This is a genomic window from Chitinophaga barathri (assembly GCF_003807585.1).
GTDB lineage: Bacteria > Bacteroidota > Bacteroidia > Chitinophagales > Chitinophagaceae > Chitinophaga > Chitinophaga barathri.
This window is the reverse complement of record NZ_RMBX01000001.1, coordinates 603709-623933: the sequence shown is the minus strand read 5'-3', so window position 1 is coordinate 623933 and position 20225 is coordinate 603709. Positions and strand designations below refer to the sequence as shown.

13 protein-coding genes are annotated in these 20225 nt (G+C 49.5%); 8 read left to right on the top strand and 5 right to left on the bottom strand.

Annotated elements, in window-relative coordinates; translation table 11 throughout:
- Nucleotides 1-242: 242 nt before the first annotated feature.
- Nucleotides 243-1592 (bottom strand): hypothetical protein, encoded by a 1350-nt coding sequence (locus EG028_RS02220; protein WP_123864522.1) that lies wholly within the window; start codon nucleotides 1590-1592, stop codon nucleotides 243-245.
- 234 nt (nucleotides 1593-1826) lie between these two features.
- On the opposite strand from EG028_RS02220, the gene EG028_RS27615 reads away from it, so the two are divergent.
- From EG028_RS27615 to EG028_RS02185, 8 genes are all read left to right on the top strand, one after another.
- On the top strand, nucleotides 1827-2000 hold the full coding sequence (locus EG028_RS27615) for a hypothetical protein (RefSeq protein WP_162946214.1): 174 nt from the start codon (nucleotides 1827-1829) through the stop codon (nucleotides 1998-2000).
- Nucleotides 2001-2243: 243 nt separating this feature from the next.
- Nucleotides 2244-2681 carry a hypothetical protein gene (locus EG028_RS02215; protein ID WP_120514411.1) on the top strand — a complete coding sequence of 146 codons (438 nt, stop codon included), beginning with the start codon at nucleotides 2244-2246 and terminating at the stop codon, nucleotides 2679-2681.
- A 36-nt stretch (nucleotides 2682-2717) separates the two neighbouring features.
- On the top strand, nucleotides 2718-3188 hold the full coding sequence (locus EG028_RS02210) for a hypothetical protein (RefSeq protein ID WP_120514410.1): 471 nt from the start codon (nucleotides 2718-2720) through the stop codon (nucleotides 3186-3188).
- A 51-nt stretch (nucleotides 3189-3239) separates the two neighbouring features.
- A complete protein-coding gene (locus EG028_RS02205; protein ID WP_120514409.1) occupies nucleotides 3240-8270 on the top strand; it encodes a helicase-related protein in 5031 nt (1676 codons plus the stop codon).
- A 512-nt stretch (nucleotides 8271-8782) separates the two neighbouring features.
- Nucleotides 8783-9181, top strand: a complete 399-nt coding sequence (locus EG028_RS02200; RefSeq protein ID WP_120514408.1) for a single-stranded DNA-binding protein — start codon at nucleotides 8783-8785, stop codon at nucleotides 9179-9181.
- Between the two features lie 109 nt (nucleotides 9182-9290).
- A complete protein-coding gene (locus EG028_RS02195; RefSeq protein WP_123864521.1) occupies nucleotides 9291-9533 on the top strand; it encodes a hypothetical protein in 243 nt (80 codons plus the stop codon).
- Nucleotides 9534-9538: 5 nt separating this feature from the next.
- The gene (locus EG028_RS02190) at nucleotides 9539-9859 is read left to right on the top strand and encodes a J domain-containing protein (RefSeq protein ID WP_120514407.1); all 321 of its coding nucleotides are present in this window, start codon (nucleotides 9539-9541) and stop codon (nucleotides 9857-9859) included.
- 57 nt (nucleotides 9860-9916) lie between these two features.
- Nucleotides 9917-10591, top strand: a complete 675-nt coding sequence (locus tag EG028_RS02185; protein WP_162946213.1) for a DUF3560 domain-containing protein — start codon at nucleotides 9917-9919, stop codon at nucleotides 10589-10591.
- A 169-nt stretch (nucleotides 10592-10760) separates the two neighbouring features.
- Here the strand turns inward: EG028_RS02185 and EG028_RS02180 are convergent, their stop codons facing one another.
- From EG028_RS02180 to EG028_RS02165, 4 genes are all read right to left on the bottom strand, one after another.
- Nucleotides 10761-11468, bottom strand: coding sequence for a hypothetical protein (locus tag EG028_RS02180; RefSeq protein WP_123864520.1), 708 nt, complete (start codon nucleotides 11466-11468; stop codon nucleotides 10761-10763).
- 195 nt (nucleotides 11469-11663) lie between these two features.
- On the bottom strand, nucleotides 11664-12206 hold the full coding sequence (locus EG028_RS02175; RefSeq protein ID WP_120514404.1) for a hypothetical protein: 543 nt from the start codon (nucleotides 12204-12206) through the stop codon (nucleotides 11664-11666).
- Nucleotides 12203-16543, bottom strand: a complete 4341-nt coding sequence (locus tag EG028_RS02170; protein WP_120514403.1) for a DUF6443 domain-containing protein — start codon at nucleotides 16541-16543, stop codon at nucleotides 12203-12205. The genes EG028_RS02175 and EG028_RS02170 overlap by 4 nt, the downstream gene beginning before the upstream one ends.
- Before the next feature lie 26 nt (nucleotides 16544-16569).
- Nucleotides 16570-20220 (bottom strand): RHS repeat domain-containing protein, encoded by a 3651-nt coding sequence (locus tag EG028_RS02165; protein WP_120514402.1) that lies wholly within the window; start codon nucleotides 20218-20220, stop codon nucleotides 16570-16572.
- Nucleotides 20221-20225 lie beyond the last annotated feature (5 nt).

Sequence of the window (20225 nt, the reverse complement as noted above, 5' to 3'; positions counted from 1 at the left end):
CAATACCCGAAAATAATAAATCTTTAGTACAACTCAATATTCAAGGCAGTAAATCTATTTTCATATTCGTTTGCATTGGGTATCCGAAAATCTTGCAGCAATGGAAAATGGGAAGTGGTTCAATCAATGGTCCCCGGCCGAAGAACTGCTCGGGAGTTGTGGGCAATACGCATATGTTTTATTAATAGTTTATGTTGTTTTGTAAGACCGGCATAGAGATGCCGGTCTTTTTTCTCTCGTTTTCAATCACAGTTGCCTGTGTTCCTCATACTTCTGCCGCCTTTGGTAATTACTCCAGGCATAGCACGCATATCTTCGCCCATCCGACCTGGATTGCGGCCGCGGCCGAAAATCCACCATCCGGAATTGCGCGGGATGAGGATACCTGCAGCCTGCGCCACATCCATGCAAAAGTCCGTACAGTTATACGATTCCAGATCGTACACTTCTTGATAGGTCAGAATTGCATCCAGGACCTTCTGAAGCTGACTTGGGGTAAGTGCGATAGGTAGCCGTACATCATGTTTTTTCCCTTCATCGTTTCCCAGGGCAGCCGGAGCGGCGGTGTTTCCGAAAGGATTTACCGGAGTTTGAGGGTAGAAGCCGATAAATCGCCGGCTAACTCCCATTTGACCTGGTTGTTCAATAGAGATAAAGGCATGGCCCATTTTACCCAAAACGGTAAATGGATCATCCGCGCCTGGCAGCGGCTGGTCAACATAAATGGTTAGGACAGCGGGTTGGGTCCTATCGAAACAGAGGTATGCGGCGGGGTCATCAATACGCTTCAGGGGCGGCGCCAGCGTTGAGCTGCCCGAGCCAGTGCCACCACCTGATCCAGGGCGCGGACTACCGTCGATATCACCACCGTAAATTGGCATGTCAATATAGCTGTAGTCATCGAACCAGGTCGTAGAGCTATAACATTCGGTGTAAAAGGAATAATTCCCCACGCAGTTGCCGAATCCGTCCCCTGTACAAGCTGAATAGTGATAGCAAACCGACATCGTCATCTGGGCCATTCTGGACGCGTCTGCGGATTGTAGCAGAGAATCGACATTCTTATGGTCAAATTTAATCCTTTGGCCGGACAACCCCTGGGCACCGAATGTCCGGAAATTGATAAAATGTAGCAGCCTGCCGGTTTCGCTTTTGGCACTTTTCGGTGTGTTGACTGGGAAATCACCAGCATCAATAACCTTAATCCGGATACTTGTTTTCAGCTCCAGTGCAAGTAAAGCCGAAACTGTATCGGCGCCGCTATAGGCCATCGGCAAGATGCAAATGGATCGTTCACCCCCAGTTTTTGCAAGCGCGTCTGTCCAGCGGGCAGGTCCGTATGCCTTTTCAAGTCTTTCTACCAGCGACCATGCCTCGTCGTTGGATTGTAGGGCAGAAAAGAATTGGGAGACAGGGCTGTCCATTGGAACCTGTATTATCGGTGTTGGATCTGATGCTGCCGGTTGTTTACGGCATGAGAGGATCAGGATCATACATGCTGCGATAAAAGTCAGTATGCGGCATGTCATGTATTTGCCGCTGCATTTTTGGTTGAAAATAACTTTCATGGAATTTTTGCCTGCAATTTCCAAGTAGGCGTTCCCTCTTTCACCCAGTTTGATAGTCCTGTGTCTTTTATTTTTAAGTTGGAGGACTTATTTTTTGCACACCTGTGCATTCCTGTATTTTGTCTAGGGTAGTTCGTGGAACTTAGTCTCAAGGCTGGCGGTATTGATATCTTTTAGACCCGTTCGCCGACATTTATTTGTGAATGAAATACGTGAATTATGTATGTTCCCTTATTGAAAATGCACGAATGCTATAGCATGTTGCAAACAGAAAAGTTCAACGGGATTGAAGATTTTTATGTTGGACGGTATGTCATATACGGAGAGGATCGACTGCATTTTTTTGGTGGGGGAGAGCAAAGGGATTCTTTGCGCGATAAGGTTTCCGGCGAAGCCGATCCAGCGGAAGTGTTCCGGCTGTTTTCGCAATAGCCGCCTATATACAAGTTTTACAGGAAATCATTTCGAACGCCATGTCTATCGCTGATTCTGTTTGTTCTCACCCGGTCCTCGTTGTATGGTGATTGACACATATGCCGTCTATCACCTGAAGCTAATGCCCAGGGAGATAGTTATTTTTTTATACACTGCATGAATCTGATCTTTGATAACGACAAAAAAACGCATTTTTACCCTGATACTGGCTTGATGCAATAATTCACTAAAACAGTACAAATGCAAGAATTACTAACACAGCGGCTGCATACTTACCTGGTTGATCATAGCCCGGAAATTGTTTCTTCGCTGCAGCAGACGGGAGGATATACCGATTATTTGCATGGGAAGGTCGATTCCGTCGACCACCTGCTTGCCTCTCTGCTTGCCAGGGAAATGCCAGCCTATGAAATTGAGGAGCAGTGCATGGCACAAATGATCTCCGAGCTCGGGCCTTCCCGCTTCAGGTATGTACTTGACATCCTAGAGGAGGATTTTAGCGATTATCTTACGCAGTTTACGCATAGTGGTGTGCGCATACACGCCGTCATGAGTCTCCTAACGGTGTGTGGAGAAGAGTTTGATCGCTTTGGCTTTTCTTTCGAGACCCAAGACAATCGCCTGCTGCGCTACTCCATAGTTGGCGCCATTAGCGAATACATCTCAGCGGAGGCATAGCTTCCAAATCTTCGTAGTGAACATGAATTGTGTGGTATGGCTTACAATGCGAAGCGTAAGCTGGAGGGCAACCTTGCGGCTTTACGGATATCCCTGCAATGGGACGGAAAAAGGAAGCTATCCGAGCAGGAGGTTTCCGCCTTGAAATCATACGCGGGCTTCGGAGGTATTCCCGCCATCCTTTTTCCCGGCACTGAGCGGGAAGGCTGGGTTGCATCCGGCGCTAAGGAGGCGGACCTGCAGCTATTACCTTTAAATCGGGATCTCCATCTCTTACTTTCTGAGCACCTTGCCGCCGATGACTACAAGCAGGCGGTAAGCGCCATGAAGGAGAGCGTGCTGTCTGCATTCTACACACCGACTGTCATTCCACAAGTCCTGTTTGAAGCCATGATCGAAAGTGGCCTTTCCCCTCAAAGGATATACGAGCCGAGTGCCGGCGCCGGGATTTTCATCACCGAGGCCGTCCGGTCGTTTCCCAACCTGCAAGAGGTTACCGCCGTCTAAAAAGACCACCTAACCGGCAATATCCTGAAAGCGCTTTCCAGCACATGGTCGGTGCCAACCAACATTCACATCTGTGGTCTGGAAGAAGTGGCAGATCGAGAAGCTATTACAGACCTGATTGTAAGTAACATTCCATTCGGCAACTTCTCTGTTTATGACCGTGCGTATGAAGACTGGAACACCTCCCGGATTCACAACTACTTTTTCGCAAAAGGCATCGATATTGTTGCTGATGGAGGAATACTTGCTTTTCTCACTACTGACGCTTTTCTCAATAGCCCTGGTAACCAGGAAAATCGCGCAAGACTATTTTCTAAGGCGGATCTGGTCGCATTGGCCGTTATGCCGGATAATCTTATGAAAACTACGGGCAATACGGAAGCACCTACCCACCTGCTGGTTGTTCAAAAGAACCTACAGAAGACTGCCCTTACCAGTGAAGAAATATTGCTGCAAGATGTAGTGCCACAAGAGAACGAATACGGGCAATATACTGTGAACAAATTCCTTTCGCAGCACACTCATCTTATTTGTGGAAATGAGGTGAAAGCTGGTTCCAACCAGTATGGGAAAGCCACCCAGGCAATCTGGCAGCATGGCGATCTCGACGAAATCGCCGCACAGCTCCGTGAGATACTAACCGCGGGATTCCGACAAAGATTGAGCAGGAAGCGTTTTGAGAGCATCGCTGTTGCGGTTACTGCACCTCCTAAACGGCATGTCTTTACGTACCTGGAGGTTCCCGCTCCTGAAGTGCCTTCAGGCAATATGCAGTTAGGCCTCTTTGATACAGCGCCGGCCGAGGCTATGAACCGTGCTTCCGCCTACTTAAACGCCAAAGTCGATACGGGTGTACTGGTCGCATCAGCCCGGATTGTCAGCACCATTCGCACCGACGAGAAGCCTGATCATGATTCCATAGTGCTGGTTACAGCCCAAACAGTTAAAGGCAAACACTCCGTTTTTCGGCTTCATTCCAATGTAGCTGAACTTACTTTCCCTCCTGGATGGAGAAACTCGACATCGATCACCGGGGATCTGGCAGCGCTTTCCAAGAAACTGCAGGAGTTCGATTGTTCCTTCTTATACGAAGGTGACTTGGTGATGAAGGAATCTTTTGGCCTCGATCTCGGACCGCAAGGGCAATTCAGGGACATGCAGCCATATTATCGCAAAGGTACCCTTGTTATCCACAACGGTGTGCCCGGCAGCATCGGGGAACCCGCACCAGATTATCGTTCCGCTCCATTCCTTCCCTTTTCACGGTCTGGCAATAAAACCCAATTTTATAGTGGATACATTTTACTGAGAGATTCCTACATGCGGTTGGAGCAATCTCACGACGCAGATGATGTGGAAGCGTTGAGGGAAAAGCTACGACAACAGTATCAATCCTTTACTGATACGTATGGTCAATTAAACCTACCCGATAACCGACGGTTGATACTCAACGACGCAGCCTTCGGCAATATAATCCTTTCATCGCTGGAGCGTCGTGAGCAAAAGGGATATGTGGCGGCCGATATTCAAACTTCCGCATTGGGCTCCAATGATATTGAGTTTGTAACCCATGACCATATGGAAGCGCTAGCCCGTAGCCTTAATGATTACGGACGAGTAAACATTGATTTTATTGCATTGGCGACCTCATCGACACAGGCTGATACGATCGCAGCACTTCGAACGCATATTTTCTTAAATCCGGACGGCGATTCATGGGAAACACGCGATCTTTACCTTAGCGGCAATGTAGTTGAAAAACTGAGGCATGCCGAAATAGCTGCTGCCAATAACCAAGATAACCCATACCTCCAAGATTCACTGGAGGCAATACGTCTTGTTCAACCCCAACCTATTCCCTTTGAAATGCTGGATTTCAACTTCGGTGAAAGGTGGATTCCAGCGAATTACTACTCACAATACCTGACAAGGCTATTTGAAGTGCCAACCGAGGTCCACTTCTTTAAGTCGGTAGATATTTTTAAAGTTGTTTCAAAGTATGACAACCCCAAAATCAGTAATGAATATGCGGTCTCTCCGAAACAGGGCCATACTATGCTCGGTACGGCCCTCGCAGAGCATGCGCTGGAAAATACTGCACCGTTTTTTACCTACGAAGTAGGAGTCGGTTCAAGTAAGGTCCGGGTTCCTGATAACGAAGCCATTCAATTGGCACATCATCGAATTGAAAGCATCCGCACGGGATTTCTTGACTTTCTCCAGGAACTTCCAGAAAACGAGAAGCTGCAGATTGAAAAGCGCTACAACAATACCTTCAACTGCTACGTATTGCGGAAATATGACGGCAGTCATATGACCTTTCCCGGCTTGCGAAAAGATGCACTCGGCATTAAGGATCTTTACCCTTCACAGAAAGACGCCGCTTTTCGCCTACTTCAAAACAGGGGTGGGATAGTTGACCATGAAGTAGGATTAGGCAAGACGCTGACCATGATTATTGCTGCCCACGAGATGAAGCGACTTGGAATCATCAACAAACCGGTGATCCTTGCACTCAAGGCTAATGTAAGCCAAATTGCACATACATATCGGCTCGCATATCCGAGTGACAGAATCCTTGCGCCTTCTGAAGACGATTTTAATCCGCGGCAGCGCCAACGTCTTTTTCATGAAATAAAAAACAACAATTGGGATTGTATCATTTTGACGCATGAACAATTCGGAAAGATACCGATGAGCCCCGAAATTCGACAGATTATTATTCGAGATGAGCTTGAAAACGTAGAGCGCGACCTGGAAACACTTGTGGACCTCGGAAAGAGTGTTTCCAAACGGATGTTTAAAGGCTTGGAAATTCGCAAGAAAAACCTCAGCGGAGCCCTCCAGGATCTGGAGTACGTCATTGAAAAGAAAAAAGATACTGATATCTCGTTTGCTGAATTGGGAATTGACCACCTCTTTGTTGACGAATCCCATCAGTTCAAGAACCTTACTTTTAGCACCCGACACAATCGCGTCGCCGGGTTGGGCAACATGGAAGGCAGCCAGAAAGCTCTTAATATGCTTTTTGCCATACGCAGCCTCCAGATGCGTTTCAATAGTGACCTTAATGCGACATTCCTATCAGGCACACCCATCTCCAATTCACTTACGGAAATGTACCTGTTGTTTAAATACCTCCGACCCCGTGAGTTAGAGCGGCAAGGAATCGGCAATTTTGACTCATGGGCGGCCGTGTTCGCCCGGAAGACTACCGACTTTGAATTTTCTGTCACCAATGAAATCATTTCTAAGGAACGATTCCGCCATTTTATCAAGGTGCCGGAATTGGCGATGTTTTATAACGAAATAGCAGATTATAAGACGGCTGCACATATCAACCTGAGTAAACCTGTCTTGGAAGATGTACTGGTCAATATCCCACCAACAGACGACCAGGCACAATTTATGGTGCGGCTCATCGAGTTCGCTAAGACCGGTAACGGCAAACTACTCGGGCGAGGCCCTCTTTCCCCTCGGGAAGACAAAGCCCGCATGCTTATCGCAACCAATTACGCTAAGAAAATGTCATTGGACATGCGACTCATTTCAGCTCGCTATCAGGACGATGCCCGGAATAAAATATCCTTGTGCTGTGCGAAAGTGGCTCAAATTTACCAAGAAAGTACCCCATATAGAGGGACACAACTGATATTCTGTGACATGGGTACCCCTGGTGGTGATGGTTTTAACGTCTATGCAGACATTAAACGAAAGCTCGTTGATATACATGGGATACCGGAAAAAGAGATATCCTTTATCCACGACTGGGCGCAATCAAAAAAACACGAGCTTTTCACCCGGTTTAATCGTGGGGACATTCGGGTGCTATTGGGCAGTACGCCCAAGTTAGGTACCGGTACCAATGTACAAGAACGCGTCGTTGCCATGCACGAGCTCGATATTCCCTGGAAGCCATCTGAAATGGAACAGCGCGGCGGACGCGGAGCCCGACAAGGGAACCTCGTGGCTCTGCAATTCTTAGAGGGCAAAGTATTCCGTTACATCTACGCTACTGAACGTTCTCTTGATAACTACAGGTTTAACTTGTTGAAAAACAAGCAAACCTTTATCAGTCAGATGAAGAACTGTTCGCTCCAGGTTCGGACGATTGATGAGGGAGCAATCGATGAACAGACTGGGATGAATTTTTCCGAATACATCGCCATCCTATCCGGTGATACTTCCCTTTTGGAAAAGTCAAAGCTGGAAAAGAAGATTGCAGTACTGGAGGCTCTCAAGGTTGCGCATCAACGGGATCAATTCAAAAACCGCCAAGTGGCGGCCAATCTTCGCAGCCAACGAACTACAATTGCTGGACAGGTTTCTGCTTTACAGGCAGATTTTCAGCATTATCATAATGAGCTATACTTTGAAAAAGATGATACCAAAGCCAATCCTATTTTGCTGAAAGACTGTCGCAGTAGTGACCCGGAACACATGGGGAATTATATCATTGATCTGTATAAAAATTTCACTGGCACCAAAACATCCCACATCGGACAACTTTACGGTTTTGATCTTTTTATCCAGGGCATTCGCAGCAGGCATAGCGATAAGTATGCAGAATACACCACCCAGGAGAATAAGCTATTCGCACAACGCCAAGGTACCGAAATTCGCTACATGTCATCCAACGGAAAGCCGATCGATGGTAATGCAAAAATGGCGGCTCGGTATTTCCTTCATGCAATTGACAATGTCGATCATCTGCTTCAAATGCGGCAAAAGGATCTATTGGACATCGAGCGCGAGTTGCCGGTGCTTGAAAAAATACTTGACAATACGTTTACTAAGGAGGCAGAGCTCGCATCGATGAAGGAGGAACTTCGTCGCCTGGAGCGGGAAATAGCCATTAGTATTCAGAAAAACCAGATGCAGCAGACTGGTGAACTTGACCTGGCAGCCATAGCAGCCGCGGAGAGCCAGGATGAAGCGCCAGATACTATGACGTTGGATTTACAGGGTGCGCAGACCATGGCTCCGGCTACGAAAACAGTTGAACAGTTAAATGCTGCAGCACGCATGTTGCAAGGTAACCGGGTTATTCAACCTTCCAATGAACCTCGTTTGCGGCCTTGAGCTTGCTGATTATTAATTATCAATCTTTCCCCTTACATCGGATTAGCAATGAACGAAGCTGGAACCCATATCGGTGTCCAGTTGGCCCTGATTGCGGGACGCCAGACGGTTTTCTGCGGTCGGGAGATACCTTCTTGTTTTCATATTCACTGTCATACCGGTAGTGTTACTTTCCTTTTTTGAGGTGGTTTTCAAACTCTTCCCTTTTCGTTAAGGCGTATCCGCCTTCTCCCTCACCGCTGATTCGGCTGCGCCTCTAACGACCATTCGGTCGCGAAGGTCCGATCGTTTCCAGTCGAAAGTAAAGGTCTGCGGCGCCGTTGCACTTTGCCGCGCAGGTTTCTTGAATTTTTTTTTGCCGAAGCGTCAAAAAAAAATTGCTGCGAAAACCTTGACTTCCGACTGGCCCCGATAGGAATTGGTATGCTACGATGGTGAAGCGCGAGGCGTAGCCGAGTGCGGCAAAAACCGAACGCATTAATACTTATTCATCATTTTAAAATCAATTCACCATGGAACTCATCGTAGGTACAATCGTAGCCGATGCCACCACCACCAACTTAGAAAGTGGCAAAACGGTAGTCAATTTCAACATGGTCGTTACCGACAAGTATTTTTCCCAGACGCTTAACGAATGGAAAGAACGCAACCGGTTCTTCGAATGCCGCTTATGGCACAGGACTGGGGCAGGAAAACACATCCTCAAAGGCCAGGTCATGACCATCACCGGCATAATAGGCGTACGCGCCTACAACAATACGGCGGGTGAACCGGTCGGGCGGCTGATAATCGATGTAAACGACTTCGAATGGAAAGGCTGGGCCAATAGCCCCCATAAGGGTACGCCTCGGCCAACTGTTGCTGCCGCAGCTTTTACCACCGGTGCGACTGCTGACGATCTCCCTTTTTAACCTCCCCTTGAGGCTGGCTCCCCCGGTTTCGTACCGGGGGCCACGCCAGCCCCTTTCCGGTTACCCGGTATGAATACCAGCATTCTATCCACTTCTAAAACAAAAAGGCATGTTACCACAACTCAAAGTCAACAGCGCCATGACACTACCCGATAACGACCAATGGCGGTTTCGTTTTCAAATCCGTAGTGAAAGCTCTAACCGCCTCTATACCATCGCTCAGTACAAACAGAAAAAACACTGGGGATGTGACTGCCCGGGGTGGCGTGCGCACCGCACTTGCAAGCACCTCACCGCCATGAATCTGCCCGGCAAGGAACGTCCCCACGAAGTCGAATACATAAAACAATAACAGTTATGGCTAAGAGCAAACGCCCGTTTTTATCCGGTTACCCTACCTATGACACAACAGACGGACATGGCAGTGCCAGCCAATGGAAAACAGCATTCGATCAGCGAATGAGCCGGGATGAGGCCGAGGCAGTCCTGAAGGAAACACAAAATAGCCCGTGGAGCGTGCTGGGCATTGAGCCGGGAGCCAGCGGACAGCAAATAAAACAGGCTTTCCGCAAATCCATCATGAAATGGCACCCTGACCACAACGCTAACGGCGAAGCGCTGGCAGCCGCCATGACCCGCGAAATTCTTGCAGCTTATGAGCTGCTCCGAAATGATTAATAAACCATTTTTTTCACTTTCCCGCCGCGTCGCCGGTATATGCGATGCACTTTTATTATGAAGAACGATTTTGAACAACGCAAACAGAACCGAATTGACTACGCTGAAGGCCAGGCCGCCAAACATCAGCAGCAGGCTGATGACATCGATGGTGTTTTTGGGAGCAACTTCAGCCATCAGCAAACCGCCAGCTATTTCACCGCCAAGGCTGAAGGCATCCGCAACGACCGATCCGTTTCGAGCGACGACCCTGATGCCATTGAAAAACTCATCGCGCAGGTGGCCGAACTGGAGAAAATCCATGAATTTATGGTTGCGGCTAACAAGTGCGTCCGCAAAAATGACAAGGAGGCTTTCCTACATCTGGAAGGGGCAACTGAGGAAAACTGGCACGAACTGATGAACCCGCGTTTCGGCAATGTTAAGGGCTATCCACGCTACAGGCTCACGAATAACAGTCAGAATATCCGGACAAAAAAACAGCGCATAGCGCAGCTACACAGCATTGCCGCGATGGCTTACCAAATGGAGGAATACGGCGAAGTTACCCTCATCGTTGACCCGGAGAAGAACCGAGTGCAACTGAAATGGCCGAATAAGCCTTCCAGAGAAGTCATTGAACTGTTAGGTAAAAGGGGATTTCATTTTCATCGCATTGAAATGGCATGGCAGCGCAAGCTCAATCCTGCGGCAGAGCAATGCGCCCGCCAGTTAGCTAAGTCGCTTCTGTAACGGCTGACCTGGACCCGCGAAAGCGCCCCATCAAAGGGGCGCTTTTGGCGTGCCCGCCGCCGCTTTTCTTTTTCCAAAGCCAAAAAGAAAACCGGCACCCAAAGAAAAGGCGCCACACACAAATCTTTTCATAGCGGAAAAAACGATAGATCAGGATGAGGAACTTTTGTTAAAGCCCTTTTTCCACTAACCAAGATACTGGCAGCATTGCCTTGCGAACGACTTCCATCTGGATGGCTATTTTATCCATATCGAACTCGACCCCGCATATTTCCCGACATTTATGCAACACCGCCTCCAATCTCTCGACGGCACCCCAGCCAAAGGCTGGCTCTTCTTCGCCCGGTAGGCAGAAAGTAGCCAGCTCCAAGCCGGTTCGGTACACCAGGCCGTGGGCAGTATTGAGGGCAAGGATGAAATGCGCGACGTCTCCGATATCGACGATATCGCCGGGTTCATGGAAAACTGGTAACAGTGGTCGGTGATCGGTCAACTGCGTTGATTGTGTGCAGAAGGGGAAAGCTGTTACTTCGCCGTCAATGTCAGGGTAGATGATCCGCAGGTAGCGTCTGCCTGCCACCGAAGCCATGGCAAAGGATACAGCTACCGGAGCGGCAAGCAGACCAAGGTAAGGTATGCCTGGAAGAAAGCGGTTGCCCAAGGCAATTTCATCAACGACGATGCCAAACAATCCATTCACCAGCTCCAGTTCACCAGCCGTTACCGGCAGGCATATCTGCAGATCGTAGTGATTGAATCGCTCGAAAAGGCCATGGGTATGAATATCGACGTTGTTGGGCATGCCGGCCGCATCGAAATTTGCGCTGTAATACCAGCCGTACCGCTCTAATAATATCGTCTGCCAGTGTTCGGCCATTACTTTTACTTTCGGTTGAAGGTAGCCTGGTGCCGTAGGACAAGGACACAGGTTCAAGGACTGGGCAAAAAAAAGCCGCGCCTGGCCGGCGCGGCGATGTTCCCATGGGGATTTATTTATTTGGAAAAAGGCGATATACAGGTCTAACCTTTAACTGATGATCCTCATTGATCGTCAATAATTGATGTCTCACTCTTAGTGTGGCGGGACGAAGAACAGGCGCGTAATGGTCGGTTTTTTCAAAGCCGGTGCATACCATTTGGTAAGGGACGTGTACTTCCCGTGTTCCTGACCCAGCAATGCACGCTTTTGAACAAATAGGCTGTCAGAAAAATCCATTGAGCTTCGTACAATTCTTTGTTCATAGCGCGTCAGGTAGTCCACGCTCCTGACCTTGCAAGAAAAACCGTTGCTCCAGTCCCAGATAAAAATTTTGGTGCTATCACACCACATTAGGCCGCCATAAAACCCATGCGTCTGAAAGTCCACCAAAAACATCAGGCTATCCTTAAAAGGCTCAAGTATTCCATGCGCTCGTAGTGCACTATCTCCCTTTCGCAGGGCGTAGTTCGATATGGAACGGTCGTGTGTCATGGTTCGTTCATATTCCCATCGCCTAGGGTCGCGTTTGATAGGCTTTAATGCGCGCTGTTGACTCTTGTAAATCTGGTCCCTCACTTTTTCGAAAGGTCTTTCGGTAGAGATGGCAACAAGCATGGCTATTAAAAGATATTTCATGGTGTTCGAGGATTTTCTTTATAATAGTTAAACCCTGGCTTGTAGATGCTATTTCCTTTTCGGTCAACCATCCGCGGCCCGTCACCGACGTAAGTATGTGTATCTTCGTCGATATTGTGGTAATCAATCTTCTTATAAAATAGCCTTAGTGACAACCCCGCTGCGGCGCGTAGATCATTTTCAATGTGGGTAGCCTGCCATTCACCCTCATCAAGACCCTCAATATCTCCACCGCGGTTATCTCCTGTTGCGTTAAGTCCGGCATGCCCAAGCACTTCGTGCATAAAATCCGTGACCGGATTGACTTCGACGCCATTTGTGGTAATCAGTTTCGTCCCTGACACTTTAAATGTTACAATACTGCCTGATCCGCCAGTATTATTGGGGCCTTCCTTTACATCACCACGTTCCACCTGCTGTTTTGCATGTGATTTGTTGATGTTTGTTGCTTCAGTGTGGTTGTCTCCGCCCAATTGAATGGTGACGGTGTTCTTATTTCGTTTTAAATCATCAAACTGCTTGGCTGCCTTGGCACTGCTTTGCTCAGCTTTCTGAAGTATGGCCCCGATAATGACCTGGGCGTAGATGTCTCCGGCGACCCGGATCGTATCGCCCATTGGGTCATTGTAGCGGATCGGATTGTTGCGCATGCCAACGTAGGGGCTTTCAGCATGAGTCGGCTTGGTATCCACGGCATTCCAACGGCCGAGCTGGGGATCGTAGGGCCTCATATCGGTCATATACCATTCCAGGCTTACATTCTTCATTTCTTTTTGGTGGAGTTCCGAAGCATCGTTAAAACGCCTATTATTTTGCACATTGACTGGCTCGCGGAGCGACTCGGCAGAGATAGACTTAGCGATCAATCCGAAAGGATAGTAATGATTATCCTGCATGAACATATGTCCAGTGATGCCAATCTTTAAATTATCAAAATAAACGAGTGCATCGGATTCGTTGCTATAGTAAATGTAAGCATACCCGCTTTTGGTGATGTTTGCCGTAAAACCGGTCCCCAGTATTCCTTTTTGTCCGGGTTGGTAGGCTACCACTCCCACCTGGCTGGCTACCGGATCGAAATTGAACTGCTCGTCGAAGTAGAGGACATGGAGATAAGCCTTCGGCGCCTGGTTGGCGCCCTGGCTGGCTGCTGGTTTGTTAAGCATTGAAGCCAGGGCGACATCTGACAATAGGGTGTTGGTAATGGCCGTCCCTTGCCCCTTCAGCAGATCCGAAATTGCAGAGGCGCCCGAAAAAGCTGAGGCCATCGAGGTGAGAAACGCATTGAGGGGCTGAACACCCGAATTATCCGTATTGGTGGACGGATAGAAGTATTCGACGGTTGCAGTGATGTATTGCCCTGGCATCACTTTTAGCAGTTTTGCAGCACCGACGCTGCCCGTGCTTCTGCGAACCAGATGTACATTATGCCCGTTTAAAACCGTGTCGCCCATCGCGGCGGGACGGGATATCCGGACCCCTGCCACGTTGATCGCCTGCCCGGTCCTGTTCTCATAATAGGCATCCTGGTTCTGAACCTGTGCAGATCCAGGCTGTCCCTCGAAAGTAAGATCAGGATAAATGATATTTTTGGCTTTATTGGTCCACACTTGTCGAACATTCCCTAAATGGTCCTTAATAAACCAATCCCATTCGGCATCTGTCGTCGAGGTCTTGAAGCGGATGCGCCCTTCTTCATGCTCGATTAGGGTCAGCACCTCAGTTTTGTCCGAGGGGGCCGCCGGGTTGGTTTGCTGCGATTCATAGCAGAAGGCACCATAATAAAGGAACGTTTTTTCAACGGGATATGTACCGGTCGAGTCACGGATTATTTTTTTTATGCGCTGGCCGGTCGCATCGTAACCATAGATAATTGATCCCCTCCCCGGACTGTTGACCACCGTCGGCAGATTCAGGAAGTTGTATTGGATTACCTGCAGGTCTTTGTTTTTGTCGCTGGTAAGGTTCCCGTTTGCATCATACCCGAAATCGGTCGCTGCCGTAGTTTTGGTGCCCCCCAGTGCGGTTATATAGTTTTTCGAGCTGCGGAAATCTGAAAGCGCTGTAGCGGTATCATTGGTCCTGTCGAGGACATTTTTGAGCTGGCTGCTAAAAGGGACATAACTGTACAGCAGGGAGTCTATGGTTACAGCGCCGCCAGGCTTCCATCCTCGCTGGTTAAGCGTCAGTATGTTGCCGTTTTTATCATAGCTAACGCCGCTCATGCTATAGTCTCGGCCTTGAAATCTGGAGAAACTGTTGGCGGAGAACTCGCGGAAATCCGCAGCTGTCAACCGGTCAAGCGCGTCGTAAGTATAATCGTATCGGCGCACCCGGCTGTCGCCGTAGCTCTTCCAGATCATCGAAGCGATACTGCCATTATACATCGGCGCAGCAACCGTAAACGGGGTTCCACTGATAGCCCCTTGTGTCTTATCGTAAAAAAGTTGGTAACCGAAAGGCGACCAGGTCAAAGTGCTCGACGAGTCAGTGGCATAGGACTTATTCATCGCCGTAACCCACCCTCGCACGTTATATTCGTAGATATTCTGCAAAATGGCGGTGTTGTCAGGGGATTGACCGTCCGCGTTGCCCAGGTTTTTGCCGACCATCTGACCCAGTGCATCGAACTTATGTTCGAAAATCCTCGTCGGGTTACTCATGTTGGTGAATCCACGGTTGAGCTTTAGCACCCGACCGGCATCATCGTAGTTAAAATGGGAAATCAGCGCAAAATCATAATTATTGGCCCCCGTCTTTGCATGGGCAATGCTCATTTTGACGGGCTTGTCGCGGAAATTAAATTGGGTACTCGTGCGCGTCAGTGCACCGGAGGGATACTTGACCACCGTTTGGATTTTGCGACCCCTCTTATCGTAGAAGGATACCTCGTAGATGTAATCGGATGTTCCCAGCACGCGGACTTTTCGCCACGTTTCCCGGTTCTGCACCCAGGTTACCGCTGTCCACGGTTCGGCGTAGTGGGGCGCACTATTATAAGAAGTTAGGAAATTGGCCGTTTCGTACGCACTCGAAGTAAGCGTGGCCGGCAGACCACCAGGTATATCCTTATAGTTGTCGTAATGGATAAGTGTATGCTCTTCGTAAGTATAGCTGGGCAGATCGGGCCAATCACCCGATGCGTTTGCAGCGTTCGCATTATCGCTGTATACGTTGCTTGCACTGGTGAAGACACCAGAGGATACCGGGCGGTTCAGTTCATCGTAGGTGAAATACTGCCACTGAAACGAACCGGCAGCTTTCATCACGCCGGTTTGTTTTTGAACAAGCCGCTCCTTTCTGTCATATACAAAGCTCTCTTCCTTGCCACCAGGCTCCATCTTCCTGATCATCAGCCCCCGCCCGTCGTATTCATATCGGAAGCATTGCTGGGTAAGGATCGCGCCGGAAAGGGCACTCAGGTTCCAGCTATTGGCCATAGCCAGATCTACGCCTACCGGCTGGATAGCGAGCCTCATTCTGCCCATGGGATCGAACGCCTTATAAACGCACTGCCACCCGACATGCCCGCTTCCCTGGCCGGTGTCAGCCGCAGCGGTGACCTGCCGTTTTTCCAGCACCGGTTGCCCGCCTTTGGTCCGAAACAGGATATGGCACCGCCCCGCCTCGTCGACGGTAATGGTCTTGAAAAGCGTTCCTTTGGGATACTGCCCGGGTATCGAGAAGCCGCTCCAGTTGCTTGCCACATATGTCCAGGTGATGATTTTGACGCTATCAGCGTCCGTGTTGACTGCTTCTATGATCCTGGTACCACGACCGGAGCCGATCCAGCTTGCACCCTGCGGTAATTGCTTCACCTGCCGTCCAAGCGGAGACTTTTCGAAGAGCTGATGGCTATAGGCCCAGTTAAGGTTACCTCCGCCGAGGTTTGTCTCTCCGGCTTGTCCGGCGAGCTGGGTATTGTAAAAAGCTACTTGTTGCTGGTAGGGATTACTTTTGAATAGCCCGTCGCTAAGAGAGGTATTGCCCCCGGTCGCGTTGGCGCCAAAAGGCAGGTAAGTCAGGGATGGGCGTCCCATAGAATCGTACAGCACGGGGGTCACAAGATCCGTAGCCGCGATACCAGTGGCAAGGCTGCCTTGCTTGACCACCGTTTGCACCGGACGACCCAGGCCGTCATAGTACACGGTGGTCTGCTTTTGTTCGCGATGCGAACGGCCCACAAGGCTGTCGGGGTTGATGATGGCCATCTGTGGTTCCAGCTTCCTGACGAAGGTAATTTTTGCGCCGGCGCCGTATGGTGAACCCAGCGGTTGCTGCGCCACCAGCGGAGCGTACAAGAGCAGCATCGCGCAGAATATGATGAGTAGTTTCATGAATTTTGAATTGAATTTTGATTTGCCTATTGATTAGGGCCGGCCAGTTGATAGGAATATGCGTTTTTGATGGTCTTGTCTTCGTTGACAACCCTTATGAGCCGTCCCCACGCATCATAATGATACCGTTCACGCTGGTAGAGATGGTTGGTGATCTCCGATATCCGGCCATCCACATAGCTGCATGTTTGGAACGTCTGGTCGTCTCCAAATTCACGCGCTCCCATCCGCAGTTCATCGATGTAATTTCCGTTACTGTTGACTGTAATCACAGTCGCCGCATTGCTATAGTAGAAACGGTAAATGGTCCAACCATCCCGGTAGCCGACAATGCTGTCGGGAACGTTGAGAGGGGTGTAGGTGTTAGGGCCGGGGGTGTAGCGCTCAAGGGTGGGTGCGGCGCCACCTGTCCTCGCAGCGACGTAAATGGTGCCTTGTATCCATACAGGTCCGTTGTAACGTGCCCTGCCAACAAAAGACTGCTTGCCTGTAAATGAATAGGTAGTGCTGAAGGTGCCGATTGGCAGCCAGGTACTATCATCCAGCATTGTCCGGGTTGTACTATAGTCATCCGCGGCGTCCCTTGTCACGATTGTCTCGAAGCTGGTGTATGCCGGGGACCATATCGATCTTGAAGGGCTTACCTCGAAAGAACCCAATTCCTTTAAGCCTCCGAAACCGAAGAACTTCTGCATGCGCGGCTCCTTTTTTGCAACGAAATTGGTGATGTTATTATACCTGTCGACACTATCTATTTTCAGGTACGTTTTATAACGGCTGTCCTTGGTCCAAACGCTGCTGCTCTTCCAGCCGTTGCTGGAGGGCACGGTCGCAGTCATAGTCGAAAGGTTGAATGGGTTGTCTATCTCGGCCTTGTATGCGGTTTTAACCAGCGAAAGCTCGTAGGTGCCTGCCGGATTTAGGGCGTATTCGGTCAGTACCGCCTCGGTTACTTTCTCGTCAGCGCCAGCGCTTGCCTTGAATGTTCTTAGTTTTTCCAAGACCGTGCTGATCCTGTGGTCATTGACCAGGTTAGTGAGCACCGTTGTAGGGGCATAGTCCCGAGGATATTTCATGATTTCCCGGGTAATGGAGCCGTCACTGTCGTAATCGATAACCGAGGTAAGCTGTCCGTGTTCGAGATTATCATAAGCATGCTCCCTGACAGTAGTGATGGAATCACCGGTTGTCATACTAAAGTTGGTTGTCGTAATTCTGCTGGGTAGCATCCGGTAACTGTAAACTTTTATCCGACTGCTGACCAGGTAGTTGATCGGCGCCGGATTGGGGAAACTAGCGTTCCAACTGGTGGCGTCCAGGCTGACGATTGTAATGTGCTTGAAGAAAGAACGCGGCCCGCCAAGTGGCGTTGCCGAAATCGGGGCATATTGCGTGGAAATGCGTTGCACTATGGCGTTTTTGCTGTTGAAGGAGGCTTCCTCCAACAGATTGCCACGATCCTGCGTTCTTTTGGAGAATTGATTGTAGGGGCTTGACCAAGGGTTAATTGTCGCATCTACTGGATCATCCACATAGCCATTGTCATGGTTGCTATAGGTGTACTTTTTGTAACTGGAATCACGCTGGCGCTCGATCACCGTAGTGTATCCCACATACCCGTCGTCAAATACCGGATTGAGCGGCTGGTTAGAAGTTAAGGAGATTTTCATATTCTGCAGGCAGATGGGATCATTGAACATCCGGGTGACCTGGTCCGTCCAATGATAGACGAAGCTGTTGATGTTATGGACGCCGCTGGAAGGGAGGGCCTCCACGGCGGCAGGCGAAAGCAGGTTGGTATATCCAGTGACGTAGTAATAGTCACTATACGTGTCTATCCCCGACAGCGTATCGACGGTTCGGATGCGCCTGATGCGCAGGCCACCGGCTTTCTGGTTGCCGCCTGCAAGATCTACGCCTTGGGTTCGGTCCAACTTGACACGTTTGGAGTACGTATTTAGTTCATAAGTAAATTGGGTATAGCCGCCGGTTGGATAGAATAGATGCGTCAGCAAGCCCGCTCTGGTATTAGCAAGGACAGCCTTACGTAACGTATCGAGGGCAGCGTTGGTTTTTCCTATTACACTGCGTGTATCGATACCATTCCAGTAACCCCAGTGATCGGTCCGGCCTGTAAGGTAGTCCGGCAGGGTGAGGGTGGTATCATAGAGAAAGCGGTAGAGTTCGCCGCTCCTCTGCCCAGTATGGGAGAATTTCTCCACGTTAGACAGGAACAGGCGCTGGCTGTAGTTGACTAGGGGGTAATAGCGGAAGCGCCACACACCGCCCTGTCCCTCGTTGTCAATGAAACGCACGGAGTCCAGCTTTTTCCATTTGAAATCCTGAATCGCATTTTGCGTGAGGGCGTTGGACTCGCCGGTATTGGAGTAGAAAAGACGAATATCCAACAAGTCCGAATACACCCTTGACAGGTACACCGGGGATTGGATCTTGCTTTGGACGATGTTGCCAGGTAAGGTGTAGTTCGCATTGGCGATGGGACAGCCGGAGTTGCCCTGTTGGATACCGTAAGAGAACTCGCTGAGATACATAGCACGGGTGTACTCAGCCCTGTCGTATTCGAAATATACCTTTTTGCCATCGGGGAATTTCACCGACGCGAGGTACCAGGAGGTAGCCTGCCAATAATCGAGGAAATCCTGCTGGCCGTGGCCGTTCTGTCCGAGCATGTACCTTTCCGCAATGGAATAGTCTACCGCGTTCAGGTAGGCATACCGTGATCCGAAATCGAACTGGGTGCCATCATCAGCCGTAATCCTGAAACCGGATCTTGTTTTCGGGTATCGATTCCAAGCCTTCCATGGACTGAATCCCATGACCCAGTTAGGACAGGTTGATCCCGCCTGTGGATCGGCGTTGGGTTTGAGCAACGCACCGGGGATGGTATCATCCGATCGGAGTATAGCGACCTGATATTTCCGGTTGGAGATCACCTCAATGGTGGCATCGCTTTTAAACATGAACTTCCCGCTATGCCCCATCACGTTAAATGAATATTCATCGGACTGCAGATCCTTGGTACCGTCATAGTAATCATCATTGTTGGGAAGGTTGCCGAAAGGAGTATCTTTCCAGAATTTGTCAAAGGCAATGCAGGAATTGTTATACCAATAGCCTTTGTAGGGTACAGGCGGGCTATACTTCGTCCAGGCCATCGGTGAGCTGCCGGGATTTAAGTTCAGGAAATGATTGGTGGCATTCATCAGGTAACCCACGTTGTAGCTGGTATCGTAGGTGCGCTTTGCAAACCCCGAATTATAGGTGGCGCTGACATTGTTGGGCATATAACTGATGCAATTGCAATAGTTGTTCATAAAGTAACTAAACTCGTCGGGGAGGCCATTCACCTGCCGTGTTATCACCCCTCCGAGGTTGAGATTCCAGTTCGTTCCTACCCACGAAGCATGTACATCGGGCCGAAAGCCGGTGGCATTGTAGGATAGTGACATGTCGATACTACCAGTCTTAACGGCGATGTTGGCCAGCGGCACCCGGATGTCCGGCGTACCGGAGAAGTGCGATACATCGTGCTTACCGTACTCCTGGAACGAAAAGGCGTTAGGCGTTGGAATGGAACGGAGTGGTTCGGGGATCTGTGCGGAGAGCGGCAGTGTCGCCACGATAGCAAACAGGAAATGGATGATCTTTTTTTTCATTGCGG